Source organism: Vreelandella piezotolerans (assembly GCF_012427705.1).
GTDB classification, from domain to species: domain Bacteria; phylum Pseudomonadota; class Gammaproteobacteria; order Pseudomonadales; family Halomonadaceae; genus Vreelandella; species Vreelandella piezotolerans.
Genome location: NZ_CP048602.1, coordinates 3,210,341 through 3,224,143, shown reverse-complemented (window position 1 = coordinate 3,224,143; position 13,803 = coordinate 3,210,341). Strand labels below are relative to the sequence as shown.

Here is a 13,803-nt window from a genome sequence, read left to right as displayed (position 1 = left end):
ACTCCTTCGGGTTATAGGGTCAAGCAATGAAGCGCACACGGTGGATGCCTAGGCAGCCAGAGGCGATGAAAGACGTGGTAGCCTGCGATAAGGTTCGGTGAGGTGGCAAACGACCTGTGACCCGGACATCTCTGAATGGGGAAACCCACTCATCACAAGATGAGTATCTTGCGCTGAATCCATAGGCGTAAGAGGCGAACCAGGGGAACTGAAACATCTAAGTACCCTGAGGAAAAGAAATCAACCGAGATTCCCCTAGTAGCGGCGAGCGAACGGGGACCAGCCCTTAAGCGTGTGAATGATTAGGCGAACAGACTGGGAAGTCTGGCCATAGCGGGTGATAGCCCCGTAGTCGAAAATCTGATCACGTGAAATCGAGTAGGTCGGGGCACGAGAAACCTTGACTGAAGACGGGGGGACCATCCTCCAAGGCTAAATACTCCTGGCTGACCGATAGTGAACCAGTACCGTGAGGGAAAGGCGAAAAGAACCCCGGAGAGGGGAGTGAAATAGATCCTGAAACCGTGTGCGTACAAGCAGTAGGAGCGGACTTGTTCCGTGACTGCGTACCTTTTGTATAATGGGTCAGCGACTTATATTCAGTGGCGAGGTTAACCGTATAGGGGAGCCGTAGGGAAACCGAGTCTTAACTGGGCGACACAGTCGCTGGATATAGACCCGAAACCGAGCGATCTATCCATGAGCAGGGTGAAGGTTGAGTAACATCAACTGGAGGCCCGAACCAGGATCTGTTGAAAAAGATTTGGATGACTTGTGGATCGGAGTGAAAGGCTAATCAAGCTCGGAGATAGCTGGTTCTCCTCGAAAGCTATTTAGGTAGCGCCTCACGTATCACCGCCGGGGGTAGAGCACTGTTTCGGCTAGGGGGTCATCCCGACTTACCAACCCGAGGCAAACTCCGAATACCGGTGAGTGCCAGCGTGGGAGACACACGGCGGGTGCTAACGTCCGTCGTGAAAAGGGAAACAACCCAGACCGTCAGCTAAGGTCCCCAAATCCTGGTTAAGTGGGAAACGATGTGGGAAGGCTCAGACAGCTAGGAGGTTGGCTTAGAAGCAGCCATCCTTTAAAGAAAGCGTAATAGCTCACTAGTCGAGTCGGCCTGCGCGGAAGATGTAACGGGGCTAAACCAGGTACCGAAGCTACGGGTTCACACGATGTGTGAGCGGTAGAGGAGCGTCGTGTAAGCCGATGAAGGTGTGTTGAGAAGCATGCTGGAGGTATCACGAGTGCGAATGCTGACATGAGTAACGATAAAGGGAGTGAAAAACTCCCTCGCCGGAAGACCAAGGGTTTCTGTTCGACGCTAATCGGAGCAGAGTGAGTCGGCCCCTAAGGCGAGGCCGAAAGGCGTAGTCGATGGGAAACGGGTCAATATTCCCGTACCGGACATGATTGCGATGGGGGGACGGAGAAGGCTAGGTGAGCCAGGCGTTGGTTGTCCTGGTGAAAGTGAGTAGGCTGAGCGCTTAGGTAAATCCGGGCGCTCAAGGCCGAGACACGAAACGAAGACACTACGGTGTCGAAGTCATTGATGCCACGCTTCCAGGAAAAGCCTCTAAGCTTCAGATCATGTGCGACCGTACCCCAAACCGACACAGGTGGTCAGGGTGAGAATCCCAAGGCGCTTGAGAGAACTCGGGTGAAGGAACTAGGCAAAATGGTGCCGTAACTTCGGGAGAAGGCACGCCGGCGTAGGGTGAGAGGACTTGCTCCTTCAGCCCGAACCGGTCGAAGATACCAGGTGGCTGCAACTGTTTAGTAAAAACACAGCACTCTGCTAACGCGCAAGCGGACGTATAGGGTGTGACGCCTGCCCGGTGCCGGAAGGTTAAGTGATGGTGTTAGGCCTCGGCCGACGCTCTTGATCGAAGCCCCGGTAAACGGCGGCCGTAACTATAACGGTCCTAAGGTAGCGAAATTCCTTGTCGGGTAAGTTCCGACCTGCACGAATGGCGTAATGATGGCCACGCTGTCTCCACCCGAGACTCAGTGAAATTGAAATCGCCGTGAAGATGCGGTGTACCCGCGGCTAGACGGAAAGACCCCGTGAACCTTTACTATAGCTTCACACTGGACGCTGATGTTGCCTGTGTAGGATAGCTGGGAGGCTTTGAAACCCGGACGCCAGTTCGGGTGGAGCCAACCTTGAAATACCAGCCTGGCATCATTGGCGTTCTCACTCAGGTCCGTGATCCGGATCGAGGACAGTGTGTGGTGGGTAGTTTGACTGGGGCGGTCTCCTCCCAAAGCGTAACGGAGGAGCACGAAGGTACCCTCAGCACGGTCGGACATCGTGCAATGAGTGCAAGAGCATAAGGGTGCTTGACTGCGAGACAGACACGTCGAGCAGGTGCGAAAGCAGGTTCTAGTGATCCGGTGGTTCTGTATGGAAGGGCCATCGCTCAACGGATAAAAGGTACTCCGGGGATAACAGGCTGATACCGCCCAAGAGTTCACATCGACGGCGGTGTTTGGCACCTCGATGTCGGCTCATCACATCCTGGGGCTGAAGTCGGTCCCAAGGGTATGGCTGTTCGCCATTTAAAGTGGTACGCGAGCTGGGTTTAGAACGTCGTGAGACAGTTCGGTCCCTATCTGCCGTGGGCGTTGGATGTTTGAGAAGAGCTGCTCCTAGTACGAGAGGACCGGAGTGGACGACCCTCTGGTGTTCCGGTTGTCACGCCAGTGGCATTGCCGGGTAGCTATGGTCGGACGGGATAACCGCTGAAAGCATCTAAGCGGGAAGCCCCCTTCAAGATGAGACATCCCCGAGGCCTAGAGCCTCCTAAAGGGCCCAGCGAGACCAGCTGGTGGATAGGCACGGTGTGGAAGCGCTGCAAGGCGTTGAGCTAACGTGTACTAATGGCCCGTGAGGCTTGACCCTATAACACCCAAGGGGTCTGGTCGCCGTGATAACGACCGAGTGGACAGCCACTCGAAAAACCGGATACGCATCCGCCCGCCAAGACGCTGGCGGACAAGAGACGATCACTTACCGCGTCAACGACGCACTCAGCATGATATGCATGACCCGTTACGCCTGACGACCATAGCACGCGTGAACCACCTGATCCCATGCCGAACTCAGAAGTGAAACCGCTTAGCGCCGATGGTAGTGTGGGGTCTCCCCATGCGAGAGTAGGTCATCGTCAGGCACTTATTACGAAACCCCGGCCATCTGGTCGGGGTTTTGTCGTTAAGGGGTCTCTCCCTGGACCCGTTTGTCGGGAACGAACGGGAACCGCTTCAGCGGGCCCGAAGGGCGAGTCTCAGGATGAGACGAGTAAAGTCGCGGAGCGCCGCCCGCCGGGTGGCCGGCCCGAACATAATCAGGCACTTATACCGCAAAGAACCCAGCCAACCGGCTGGGTTCTTTGTTGCGCGCTCGATAAGCCCCGTACACACCGTGTGCGGGGCTTTCTGCCGTGTGGACGCAGTACCCAACAGAGAATGTACACTGCTTACTAAAAACCCAGCCAAGTGGCTGGGTTTTGGTGTTCAAGCATCAGGTGCTTCAGCATTGCGGGAAGCTAAGTAGAGCTATTGACCGCATAGGGACTCTAGCGCTTCGATAAAGCTATCCATCTCGTCATCGGTGCCGATGGAGATGCGCAGGAAGTTGTTGAGCAGATCGGTATTGAAGTGGCGTACCAAAATACCTCGCTCACGAAGCCCTGCAAACAGCTGCGCTCCGGCAACGTCCGGGTGCTGGGCCAGCAGGAAGTTGGCTTTAGAGGGAAGCACTTCGAAACCAAGGGCTTCCAAACGCTGACGTGTGCGCTCCCGGGTGGTGATCACGTTGTTTCGGCAGGCGTCGAAGTGTTGGGTATCCTTTAGTGCCTCGATACCTACGACGCTGGCTAGGCTGTCGACCGGATAGGAGTTGAACGAGTCCTTCACTCGTTGTAAGCCTTCGATCAGCTCGGGAGAACCAATCGCGTAGCCGAGGCGAAGCCCGGCCAAGCTGCGCGACTTCGAAAACGTACCGGTGACTAGCAGGTTGGGATAACGCTCGATAAGAGCCACCGCGCTCTCAGCGCCAAAATCGACGTAAGCTTCGTCGACCAACACCACCCGATCCGTCACGCGCTTCAGCAGGGCTTCGATACTGGCGAGCGGGTGGGCATGTCCGGTTGGCGCATTAGGGTTGGCAAAAATTACCCCAGCACGCTCAGAGGCGCTCGCCAAAGCGTCCAAGTCGACTTCCCACTGGTCGTTGAGTGAGTGCTTACGTAACTCGACGCCATACAAATTGGCATAGACGGGATAGAAGCTGTAGGTGATCGAGGGAACATCCAACGGAGCGCCTTGGCAAAAAAACGCCTGAAAAGCGAAGGCCAACACCTCGTCGGAGCCGTTCCCTACGAAGGTTTCTGCTACGCTAACGCCATAGGTCTTTGCCAAGGTTTCCCGCAACGACAGCGAGGTTGGATCAGGGTAAAGACGCAAATGATCGATCGCATACTGGCGCAGCGCCTCGCTCACGCCAGGCGCGGGCGGGTAAGGATTTTCGTTGGTATTGAGTTTGATGACACGTTCGCGGGGTTGTTCACCCGGCACGTAAGGCGTCAGATCCCTAATGGCAGGGCTCCAATATTGGCTCATGAGCGTAACCTGATTATCCTAGCGGTAATCGCACCATGGTCGCCTGATGGCCGCAAGAGCGCAAGCCTTCCCTGTGGCATGCGATAACTGTCTGCGTGGGGGTGGGCGTCGCACCTTGTAGCGGTTATGCTGTCATAAGCGCGCGAAAGAAATGTATGTCCAACACCATAAGGAGACACCCAATGCAATTCAGGAGTTTGCTAGCCGGTTCGGCTATGTTGGCACTGTTGGCGGGCTGTGCAGCTGGCCCAACGGATCAGCGCGACGATGCAGGGATGACAGCATCGCAGGCTAACTATCAAGGCACCCTGCCTTGCCGTAACTGTGACGGCATTGACCTGGATGTTACGCTGGTTGGTGAAGAGATGAGTGCTCCGGAAGAGCGTACGTTCACTCTGGATGCTACCTACCGTAACCATCCCCAGACACCGCCAGACGAGAACTACGCCGGTAACTGGGAAGTGTTGACCGGCACGCCCTCTGACCCCGACGCAACGGTCTACGAGCTTACGCCGAACGGCGACGGTCAGATCTACTACTTCCAGCGCATCGATGAGCGTACTCTGGAGCTGATCGACCCTGAGCGCCGCCGTTTCGAAAATGGCGAGATGTTGCAGTTACAGCGTCAATAAGCCCTATACGACGCTCGAAGGCGGCCACTGGCCGCCTTTTGCATTTCTGAGCACTCTTTTAGCCCTTTACGTGACACAAGAAAAGGAGCGAACAGGCGGTGGCAAAAGCGAAAAGTGCCTTTGTCTGCACTGAATGCGGTGCAGAGTATCGTAAATGGCAAGGTCAATGTACCAGCTGCCAAGAGTGGAACACGCTCACAGAGGTCAAACTGGCAAGCGCTCGTCCCGGTAGCGGCACCGCATCCAGCGGGCGAGCTGGTTACGCAGGCGATCTGTCGCGCGACGTGGTGGATCTCAGCAATGTCGATTTAAGCGAAGTTCCCAGGCTGACCTCGACCTTCGCCGAGTTCGACCGCGTACTCGGCGGTGGTTTAGTGCCAGGGTCTGCCGTGCTGCTGGGCGGTAACCCGGGAGCCGGTAAATCGACGCTGTTGCTACAAACCGCCTGCAAGCTTGCCCAGCAGCGGCGTATTCTCTATGTCACGGGAGAAGAGTCGCTGTCCCAGGTGGCCATGCGCGCCCACCGCCTGCAGTTACCCACCAATGGCTTGAAGATGTTGGCAGAGACCAGTGTCGAGACCATTCTAGCGGTGGCAGAGCGAGAGAAGCCGGAAATATTGGTCATCGACTCCATTCAAACCATGCATTTGGAGGATATTAGCTCGGCCCCTGGCGGCGTTGCCCAGGTGCGCGAGTCCGCCGCTGCACTGACTCGCTTTGCCAAGCAGACCCATACCGTGCTGCTGCTGGTGGGGCACGTCACCAAGGATGGCACGCTGGCGGGTCCCAAAGTGCTCGAACATATGATCGACGCCTCGCTACTGCTGGAAGGCGGCGCCGACTCCCGCTTTCGCACCCTACGCGGCCAGAAGAACCGTTTTGGTGCCGTCAACGAGCTGGGCGTTTTCGCCATGCTTGAACAAGGCCTCAAGGAGGTCAAGAACCCCAGTGCCATCTTCCTCTCGCGTCAGGAACAGCAGGCGCCGGGCAGCCTCGTCATGGTGGTGTGGGAAGGAACCCGGCCGATCCTGGTCGAAGTGCAAGCCCTCGTCGATGAGTCTGCTCTGGGCAACCCGCGTCGTGTGGCCGTCGGGGTCGATCAGAATCGCCTGGCCATGCTGCTGGCTGTATTGAATCGCCATGGTGGGCTGTTTACCGGGGATCAGGACGTTTTCCTGAATGTGGTAGGTGGTGTCAAGGTGCTGGAAACCAGTGCGGATCTTGCCGTACTGCTGGCCGTGGTGTCCAGCCTGCAGAACCGCGCGCTTCCCAAGGAGCTGGTGGTGTTTGGTGAGGTAGGACTTTCCGGTGAGATACGCCCGGTCCCCAGCGGCCAGGAGCGTATTGCAGAAGCGGCCAAGCACGGTTTTCTTCGCGCCATCGTCCCGCGCGCCAATGCACCCAAGCAGGCCCCCAAAGGCATGGAAGTGATTCCCGTGGATAAATTGAGCGATGCCCTGGAAGCGCTGTAACTTCGGCTATGCTTAACCAAAAAGGAGAGGGATGATGAGTTCGATTCGCTTGACCCAATATAGCCACGGAGCGGGCTGCGGCTGCAAGATCGCTCCGGACGTACTCGATGGCATTCTCGCCAAAGCCGGGCCTGCGGCGGGGCACCAGCGGCTGATCGTAGGCAATCAAGGTCGTGAAGATGCCGCCGTCTATGATCTGGGCGATGGTCGCGGCATGATTGCGACCACCGACTTTTTCATGCCCATCGTCGATGACCCGTTCGATTTTGGTCGTATCGCCGCAACCAACGCCATTAGCGATGTATACGCCATGGGAGGTACTCCCGTCATGGCGCTGGGCATTTTGGGTTGGCCGCTGGATAAGCTGGGCCCAGACATTGCCGGCGATGTGGTCGCAGGTGCCCAAGCGGTCTGCCGCGAGCTGGGCATTGCCCTGGCCGGTGGACACTCCATCGATGCCCCAGAGCCAATGTTTGGTTTAGCGGTAAACGGCCTGGTCGATCTCGACCATTTGAAACTCAACAGCCAAGCCAAACCCGGCGATCTGCTGTTTCTGACCAAACCGCTCGGTGTCGGCATGCTCACCACGGCCGAAAAGCGCGGACTGCTGGAAGCTGGGCACCATGGTCTCGCTCGGGAAACCATGCTCAAACCCAACGCCATCGGGGTCGCGCTCGCTCAAGTGAAGGGCGTCAATGCCATGACGGACGTGACCGGGTTTGGTTTGGCGGGTCATCTCAGTGAAATGTGTAGTGCCAGTGGCGTGATGGCCGAGATCGATTTTCGTCGCCTGCCTAGGCTCGCCGAGGCGGAAGGTTACCGTCGCCAAGGCGCCGTGCCTGGTGGTGCCTTGCGTAATCGTGACGCACTGGGGAGCGCGCTACCGGCGATGGATGACGCCCACTGGCAGTGGCTATGCGACCCGCAGACCTCTGGTGGCCTGCTGATCAGTGTGGATCCCGCCTGGGAAGATGACGTAGAACGTATTGGACGCGAGCATGGGCTCACGCTAGCGCCGTTCGGCACCCTCAAAGCAGCCCAGGGCAAGATAAGCATCGAGGTCGTTGGATGACGCTGTCGACCACGCCAGCCTCTCTTGAACTGATTGCAGCGAACATACCGCTGATCGATGTGCGCGCCCCAGTTGAGTTTGCCCAAGGCAGCCTTCCGGGGGCGGTCAATTTGCCGCTGATGGTAGACGAAGAGCGCCATCAGGTTGGCATTGCTTACAAACAGCAGGGCCAACAGGCCGCCATTGCGTTAGGTGAGCGGCTGGTCAGTGGTGAGGTGAAACAAGCCAGGATCGCTGCTTGGCAGCAGTACTTGGCCCAGCACCCAGAGGCGATCGTTTACTGCTTTCGCGGCGGGCTACGCTCGAAAATTGCTCAGCAGTGGCTGGCCGATACTGGAGTTCATCGTCCGCGTATCGAGGGAGGTTGGAAGGCGCTTCGCCAACGGCTTTGCCAGCGAATCGATGAAGCCGCTCGCCAACCCATGCTGGTGATCGCCGGGCTGACCGGTTGCGCGAAGACTGCACTGATCCATCGACTGCCCAATGGGATCGATTTGGAAGCCTGTGCCAATCACAAAGGCTCTGCGTTTGGCCGACAGCCCGAGGAACCCACGACGCAAATCGACTTCGAGCATGCCTTGGCCCAGCGTTTGATAGGGCAGACGGGCAAGCTCGTCTTTGAGGATGAGTCGCGGCAAATCGGCAACGCCAACATTCCGCTAGAGGTTTGGTACGCCCTGCAGCGCGCGCCGCGTATTCGCATCGAGATGCCGCTCGATTGGCGACTAGATCAGTTGCGTCGCGACTATATCGAAGCGCTAGAGCAGGGCTATGCAGCGCGCTTTGGCCCGGAAGAGGGACGACGACGTATGCAGCGCCAACTGTCGAGCGCCCTGGAACGGCTGGCCAAGCGCCTGGGCAATGCGCGTCTACAGCGCCTGCAGCGTCTGCAGGCCATGGCGTTCAGAGCTCATGCCGCTGGCGATATCCAGGCCCATGAGGCGTGGCTCGCCCCGCTACTCACCGAGTATTACGACCCGCTTTACCGTTACCACCTGGAAAAGCAGCAGAACAGTCGGCCCGCAGAGCTCTTCGTGGGCGATTGGGAGAGCTGTCTTGCCGCTGCGCGGCAGTGGAGTACTTAACGATGACGCCCCGAGCGGTGGGGCATCAAGCGCTCTTAAGCCACTGGGTCATGACGCGATCCAGCAGCGGTGCCAAGCGCTGAAAGCGCGCGGGGTCTTCCAGTATCTCCTCATCGGTTTGCAAAAAACGCCCGGTGGAGGTGCTTTTCGCCTTGGGTCGGTCGGGATCGCGAAGCAGCGGAGCGAGGCTCGCTTGGGTGGTCTCGACGTGGCATAGCAAGCCTACTACCCGACCGACATCCCAGCTAAACCCCTGTAGCGGCGCCGCCGCGCTGCCGCCCAGCGGAATCGCACCATCGGGTAGGCTGAATACCAAACGATGCCACATGAATGCCTCGAACTGCTCGGGTAAATCGAAGCCGCTTTCCGGCGCTAGGGTAACGGTGTGCCAACCGGTTTCGGGGTAGGTGCCGGGGGCGATGACGGCCTCGAGTGCTTCTGCTACCCAAAGCGCTCCCAAGCCAATGCCCAGCATTGGCTTTTGTCCATCTAGATAACGATGGATCAGTTTACGCTCCGCTTTGTGCCAGGCGGGAGGCTCGCTAACTAGGCTATCGGGGCCATCCAGCACGATGAGCGCATCGGACTCCCCAGGGCGGGGCGTGAGTTCTCCCGCGTAAAGATGAAAAACGGTGTAACTATGGCCCATACTCTCAAGCCAGTCGGTCAGACGGGCGGGGCCATGGTCAGGGCCGTGCTGTAGCAGATGAATATGCATGGTAATCTCCTCGCCGGCCGAGCACATCGAGTGCAGCGGTGTACCCGCCGCGTGGCTGCGACGATAACGTATCGTGTTCGATTCACCAACTCAGTTTCGCCAACTCAGTTTCACCCACATACTTTCACCAACAGAGTGACTCAGGACATCAGCATGGTGGCTAAACCCCAAGGATTCTATCAGCGGCTGCAACTGCTGCCGCTGCCCGCCCAACAAGCCTTCATGGCAGCGCTGTGTGAGCGCCTACTGCCGAATTACGCCCTGTACGAGCAAACTAGTGGCCAGGGCGATGGGCACACCCTTCGCACCGTACTGAATTTGGTGTGGGAGCGCTTGAGCGTCCCCCACGCCAGCATCGATTTTGCCCGCCAAGCAGACAAGTTGGCCGAGTGCGAGCCGCCGGAGGGGGACGAGAGTTTTGGTGCACGTCGGGCGCTGGACGCGGTGGTGTCGATCTCTGCGCTACTCGATACGCTGCAAGGTGAATCCCCCGAAGCCGTGCTGGACGTCAGCCGCACGTCGCGGGCTGGCGTGCGAGCGTTCATCGAACTCACCGAGGGCGAAGTGGACGCGCAAGCGCTGGCACTGATCATTCGCGACCATCCGTTGATGGAGGACGAAAACGACTTCCAAGACGCAGTGCTTGAAGCGGTCAGCGGGCCGATCAATAAAACGACGCTCAAAGAGATTCGCACGCTGGGTCGCAATGGCGGTATTAGTAATTTGGGTTTGAGCCTGGAAGACGCCGACGGCTAGAGCATCAAAAGCGCATGCCTGCCGTTATCATCACGCCCGCCGTTCCGAAGACGATGAGATCAGACTCCACTCGCCCCCACTGAACGCCAATGCTGGGCAGAAGCGCGGGGGCAATCTCTAAATGATTGAGAGGAATTTTATCGCGGTATTCGTCTTTATAGCCGCGTAGTAAACCGCCCGTTAGCTTGGCGCGCACGCTAATCTCATCGGTGAGCTGCCATAGTGGAAACTCACGGCCAGCGTAAAAGTACCAAGTGGGTTGATCGAACGAGTTTTTGAACCAAGCCGCACCGGCTAGCCAGCGCTCTGGATTGTGAAGCTCGATACTCACTAGATTTTGCTGGTTGGTGTGTTCTGGGTCGGGCTCGAAGTGGCGTGTCAGCAGGCTGGTTTGCACGAGCGTGTGATCGAGCGTAAGAGTGGGAGGCCAGTCCGGCAAAGAGAAGGCTGAGGCAGATGCACTCAGCCAAACTCCTGCCACTCCTCCAATCCATGGAATATTGCGGCGCATTAACAGCCCCTCAGTAAAGGGATAAGAGTCATCACAAACGCATTTCGATGCCGCGCTCGGCCATGTAGCGCTTGGCTTCCGGAATGGTGTATTCGCCAAAGTGGAAAATGCTGGCCGCTAGGACTGCATCGGCACCGCCTTTGAGCACGCCATCGACCAAGTGATCTAGGTTGCCGACACCACCGGAAGCAATCACCGGCACGCTGACCGCCTCAGAAATGGCGCGGGTGACGCCCAGGTCGAAGCCAATCTTGGTGCCGTCACGGTCCATGCTAGTGAGCAGCAGCTCGCCTGCGCCAAATTCGACCATTTTTTTGGCCCACTCCACCGCGTCTAGGCCGGTAGGGCGGCGGCCGCCGTGGGTGAAAATCTCCCAGCGATCGGGCTCACCCTCCTCAGACACTTTTTTTGCATCGATCGCCACCACGATACACTGGCTGCCGAAACGCTCGGCGGCTTCGCGTACGAACTCGGGGTTGGTGACGGCAGCCGTGTTGATCGAGACTTTGTCTGCACCTGCGTTCAGCATGGTACGAATGTCGTCGCAGGTGCGGATACCGCCGCCCACGGTCAAGGGAATGAACACCTCGCCTGCGATGCGCTCGACCATCTCGACCGTGGTGGCGCGATCTTCATGGCTGGCGGTGATGTCGAGAAAAGTGATTTCATCGGCACCCTGCTGGTTGTAGCGCTGGGCGATCTCGACCGGGTCGCCCGCGTCACGAATACCGACGAAGTTCACGCCTTTCACCACCCGCCCTGCGTCCACGTCTAGGCAGGGAATAATCCGTTTGGCTAAGCTCATTCTTGGCCTCCGCTGAGTTGGTCGCTCAGGCGCTGGGCCTCCGCCACATCCAGGCTGCCTTCGTAAATGGCCCGGCCTGTAATCGCACCGAGGATGCCGCTGTCGGCCACGTCGCACAGCGCGCGAATGTCCTCCAAGTTGGTCACGCCGCCGGAGGCGATGACTGGCAGGCCGCCGTCACGGGCCAGCGCCGCGGTGGCCTCGACGTTGACCCCCTGCATCATGCCATCGCGTGCAATATCGGTGTAAACGATGCTGGAAACGCCGTCGTTGGCAAAGCGCTTGGCAAGCTCGGTGGCTTTGACGGTGGAGACCTCCGCCCAGCCGTCGGTGGCCACATAGCCATCTTTGGCATCCAGCCCCACGATGATATGACCGGGGAAGGCGCGGCACATGTCAGTCACGAACTCGGGCTCTTTGACGGCTTTGGTACCAATGATCACGTAAGACACACCGGCGCTGAGGTAGTGCTCGATGGTCTCCGCCGAACGAATGCCGCCGCCAATTTGGATTGGCAGGTTCGGGTAGGCGCGGGCGATGGCCGTGACCGCTTCACCGTTGACGGGCTTACCCTCGAAGGCACCGTTCAAGTCCACCAAGTGCAAACGGCGCGCGCCGGCTTCTACCCAACGCGCCGCCATCGCGACCGGGTCGTCGCCGTAGGAGGTCGCATCATCCATGCGGCCCTGCTTCAAGCGCACACACTGGCCGTCTTTGAGATCGATCGCGGGAATTACCAACATAGTGAAACCTCTCAGGGCGTCCAGGTGACAAAATTTTCCAGCAGGCGCAGGCCAGCACGGGAGCTTTTTTCCGGGTGGAACTGTACGGCGAAAGTAGCGTCGCGACCAATCGCGACGTGAGCACTCACACTGCCGTACTGGGTAGTGCCGAATACTTGGGCATCGTCGGCGGCATTGACGTAATAGCTGTGCACGAAATAGAAGTGCTCATGATTATCGATGCCTGCCCAGAGCGGATGCTCGTGGTGCTGATCCACCAAGTTCCAGCCCATGTGCGGTACTTTTAGGCGCTGCTCTTGCGCGTCGCGCATGTTGGCCGGAAAGCGGTCCACGCTGCCCTGAAAAAAGCCCAAGCAGTCCACGCCGCCATTCTCTTCGCTGCGCTCCATCAGCATCTGCTGGCCCACGCAAATGCCCAGCAGCGGTTTGGCTTGGCGGGTCAACACGTCATCCACTAGGCCGCGCAGTTCGGTGCGTTCGAGTTCGCCAACGCAGTCACGAATCGCCCCTTGGCCGGGCAGCACTAGACGGGTCGCGCCCAGAATGCGGCGCGGGTCGCGGGTGATGATCACGTTTTCATGGGTGACGTGCTCGAGCGCCTTGGCCACCGAGTGTAGGTTGCCCATTCCATAATCGATTACCGCAATGGTCATGAAGCGCTCCTTGAGGTCGTAGGCGAGAAGGTCATGGTCTTGGGAGTCGCGGAGGAGATGCGTGCCGCCACGCTGCTAATCGCAACGCCCAACATTATAAGCTTCCTTTGGTAGACGGCATCTGGCCCGCCATGCGCGGATCTTCTGCAACGGCCATGCGTAGCGCGCGGCCAAAGGCTTTAAAAATGGTCTCGGCCTGGTGGTGAGCATTGAAGCCTTTCAGGTTGTCGATATGCAGCGTGACCCGGGCGTGATTGACGAAGCCCTGAAAGAACTCCCAAAACAGCTGCGTGTCCAGTCGGCCGATGGTATCGCGGGTGAACTCGACGTTCATGAATAAACCAGGGCGGCCAGAAAAGTCGATCACCACGCGAGACAGCGCTTCATCCAGCGGCACATATGCGTGGCCGTAACGGTAGATGCCGCGCTTGTCGCCGATGGCCTCGTTGAATGCTTGGCCGAGGGTGATGCCCAAGTCTTCGACGGTATGGTGGTCATCGATATGCAGGTCGCCTTTGGCATCGATATCGAGGTCCACCATGCCATGCCGAGCCACTTGGTCCAGCATGTGGTCCAAGAACGGAACGCCAGTGTTGCAATTCAAGCGGCCTTCGCCATCGAGGTTGACGCTGACCGTAATCTGCGTTTCGTTGGTGTCACGGCTTACCGTGGCAATACGCGCTGACATGTTGCATCTCCTGCGCCGTGGCGCACTCTGAGGAATAAT

General features: G+C 58.3%; 12 protein-coding genes and 2 rRNA genes. 7 read left to right on the top strand and 7 right to left on the bottom strand.

Features of this window, described 5'->3' with window-relative positions:
- Positions 1-17 precede the first annotated feature (17 nt).
- A 23S ribosomal RNA gene (locus GYM47_RS14805) occupies positions 18-2,908 on the top strand.
- Positions 2,909-3,063: 155 nt separating this feature from the next.
- Positions 3,064-3,179 (top strand): 5S ribosomal RNA (rrf, locus tag GYM47_RS14800).
- A 385-nt stretch (positions 3,180-3,564) separates the two neighbouring features.
- On the opposite strand, the gene hisC is transcribed toward rrf, so the two are convergent.
- Positions 3,565-4,629, bottom strand: coding sequence for a histidinol-phosphate transaminase (hisC, locus tag GYM47_RS14795; protein WP_153844185.1), 1,065 nt, complete (start codon positions 4,627-4,629; stop codon positions 3,565-3,567).
- 182 nt (positions 4,630-4,811) lie between these two features.
- Here hisC and GYM47_RS14790 point away from each other — a divergent pair, with 182 nt between their 5' ends.
- The 4 genes from GYM47_RS14790 (at position 4,812) to mnmH (ending at position 8,890) form a co-directional block, all read left to right on the top strand.
- The gene (locus tag GYM47_RS14790) at positions 4,812-5,261 is read left to right on the top strand and encodes a copper resistance protein NlpE N-terminal domain-containing protein (RefSeq protein WP_139526264.1); all 450 of its coding nucleotides are present in this window, start codon (positions 4,812-4,814) and stop codon (positions 5,259-5,261) included.
- Positions 5,262-5,359: 98 nt separating this feature from the next.
- A complete protein-coding gene (gene radA / locus GYM47_RS14785; RefSeq protein ID WP_139526265.1) occupies positions 5,360-6,733 on the top strand; it encodes a DNA repair protein RadA in 1,374 nt (457 codons plus the stop codon).
- Between the two features lie 31 nt (positions 6,734-6,764).
- Complete coding sequence (gene selD / locus GYM47_RS14780; RefSeq protein ID WP_422822500.1) at positions 6,765-7,805, top strand: selenide, water dikinase SelD; 1,041 nt, start codon at positions 6,765-6,767, stop codon at positions 7,803-7,805.
- Complete coding sequence (gene mnmH, locus GYM47_RS14775; protein WP_153844184.1) at positions 7,802-8,890, top strand: tRNA 2-selenouridine(34) synthase MnmH; 1,089 nt, start codon at positions 7,802-7,804, stop codon at positions 8,888-8,890. Before selD ends, mnmH begins: the two co-directional genes overlap by 4 nt.
- A 25-nt stretch (positions 8,891-8,915) precedes the next feature.
- Here the strand turns inward: mnmH and GYM47_RS14770 are convergent, their stop codons facing one another.
- Positions 8,916-9,608: a type 1 glutamine amidotransferase gene (locus tag GYM47_RS14770; protein ID WP_153844183.1), complete on the bottom strand. Its 693-nt coding sequence runs from the start codon at positions 9,606-9,608 to the stop codon at positions 8,916-8,918.
- A 153-nt stretch (positions 9,609-9,761) separates the two neighbouring features.
- Here GYM47_RS14770 and GYM47_RS14765 point away from each other — a divergent pair, with 153 nt between their 5' ends.
- Positions 9,762-10,364 (top strand): YjaG family protein, encoded by a 603-nt coding sequence (locus GYM47_RS14765; protein ID WP_153844182.1) that lies wholly within the window; start codon positions 9,762-9,764, stop codon positions 10,362-10,364.
- 4 nt (positions 10,365-10,368) lie between these two features.
- Here GYM47_RS14765 and GYM47_RS14760 read toward each other — a convergent pair whose 3' ends face one another.
- From GYM47_RS14760 to hisB, 5 genes are all read right to left on the bottom strand, one after another.
- Positions 10,369-10,875 (bottom strand): hypothetical protein, encoded by a 507-nt coding sequence (locus GYM47_RS14760; protein WP_153844181.1) that lies wholly within the window; start codon positions 10,873-10,875, stop codon positions 10,369-10,371.
- Positions 10,876-10,906: 31 nt separating this feature from the next.
- Positions 10,907-11,680 (bottom strand): imidazole glycerol phosphate synthase subunit HisF, encoded by a 774-nt coding sequence (gene hisF / locus GYM47_RS14755; RefSeq protein WP_139526270.1) that lies wholly within the window; start codon positions 11,678-11,680, stop codon positions 10,907-10,909.
- A complete protein-coding gene (gene hisA, locus GYM47_RS14750) occupies positions 11,677-12,423 on the bottom strand; it encodes a 1-(5-phosphoribosyl)-5-[(5-phosphoribosylamino)methylideneamino]imidazole-4-carboxamide isomerase (RefSeq protein WP_139526271.1) in 747 nt (248 codons plus the stop codon). Before hisA ends, hisF begins: the two co-directional genes overlap by 4 nt.
- An 11-nt stretch (positions 12,424-12,434) precedes the next feature.
- Positions 12,435-13,076 carry an imidazole glycerol phosphate synthase subunit HisH gene (gene hisH / locus GYM47_RS14745; protein WP_139526272.1) on the bottom strand — a complete coding sequence of 214 codons (642 nt, stop codon included), beginning with the start codon at positions 13,074-13,076 and terminating at the stop codon, positions 12,435-12,437.
- 94 nt (positions 13,077-13,170) lie between these two features.
- Positions 13,171-13,764 (bottom strand): imidazoleglycerol-phosphate dehydratase HisB, encoded by a 594-nt coding sequence (hisB, locus tag GYM47_RS14740; protein WP_153844180.1) that lies wholly within the window; start codon positions 13,762-13,764, stop codon positions 13,171-13,173.
- Positions 13,765-13,803 lie beyond the last annotated feature (39 nt).

What these genes read in the sequence shown, in the direction of transcription:
- hisC (WP_153844185.1), bottom strand. Translation starts at nt 4,629, where the DNA reads ATGAGCCAATATTGGAGCCCTGCCATTAGGGATCTGACGCCTTACGTG.
- GYM47_RS14790 (WP_139526264.1), top strand. Translation starts at nt 4,812, where the DNA reads ATGCAATTCAGGAGTTTGCTAGCCGGTTCGGCTATGTTGGCACTGTTG.
- selD (WP_422822500.1), top strand. Translation starts at nt 6,765, where the DNA reads ATGATGAGTTCGATTCGCTTGACCCAATATAGCCACGGAGCGGGCTGC.
- mnmH (WP_153844184.1), top strand. Translation starts at nt 7,802, where the DNA reads ATGACGCTGTCGACCACGCCAGCCTCTCTTGAACTGATTGCAGCGAAC.
- GYM47_RS14770 (WP_153844183.1), bottom strand. Translation starts at nt 9,608, where the DNA reads ATGCATATTCATCTGCTACAGCACGGCCCTGACCATGGCCCCGCCCGT.
- GYM47_RS14765 (WP_153844182.1), top strand. Translation starts at nt 9,762, where the DNA reads ATGGTGGCTAAACCCCAAGGATTCTATCAGCGGCTGCAACTGCTGCCG.
- GYM47_RS14760 (WP_153844181.1), bottom strand. Translation starts at nt 10,875, where the DNA reads ATGCGCCGCAATATTCCATGGATTGGAGGAGTGGCAGGAGTTTGGCTG.
- hisF (WP_139526270.1), bottom strand. Translation starts at nt 11,680, where the DNA reads ATGAGCTTAGCCAAACGGATTATTCCCTGCCTAGACGTGGACGCAGGG.
- hisA (WP_139526271.1), bottom strand. Translation starts at nt 12,423, where the DNA reads ATGTTGGTAATTCCCGCGATCGATCTCAAAGACGGCCAGTGTGTGCGC.
- hisH (WP_139526272.1), bottom strand. Translation starts at nt 13,076, where the DNA reads ATGACCATTGCGGTAATCGATTATGGAATGGGCAACCTACACTCGGTG.
- hisB (WP_153844180.1), bottom strand. Translation starts at nt 13,764, where the DNA reads ATGTCAGCGCGTATTGCCACGGTAAGCCGTGACACCAACGAAACGCAG.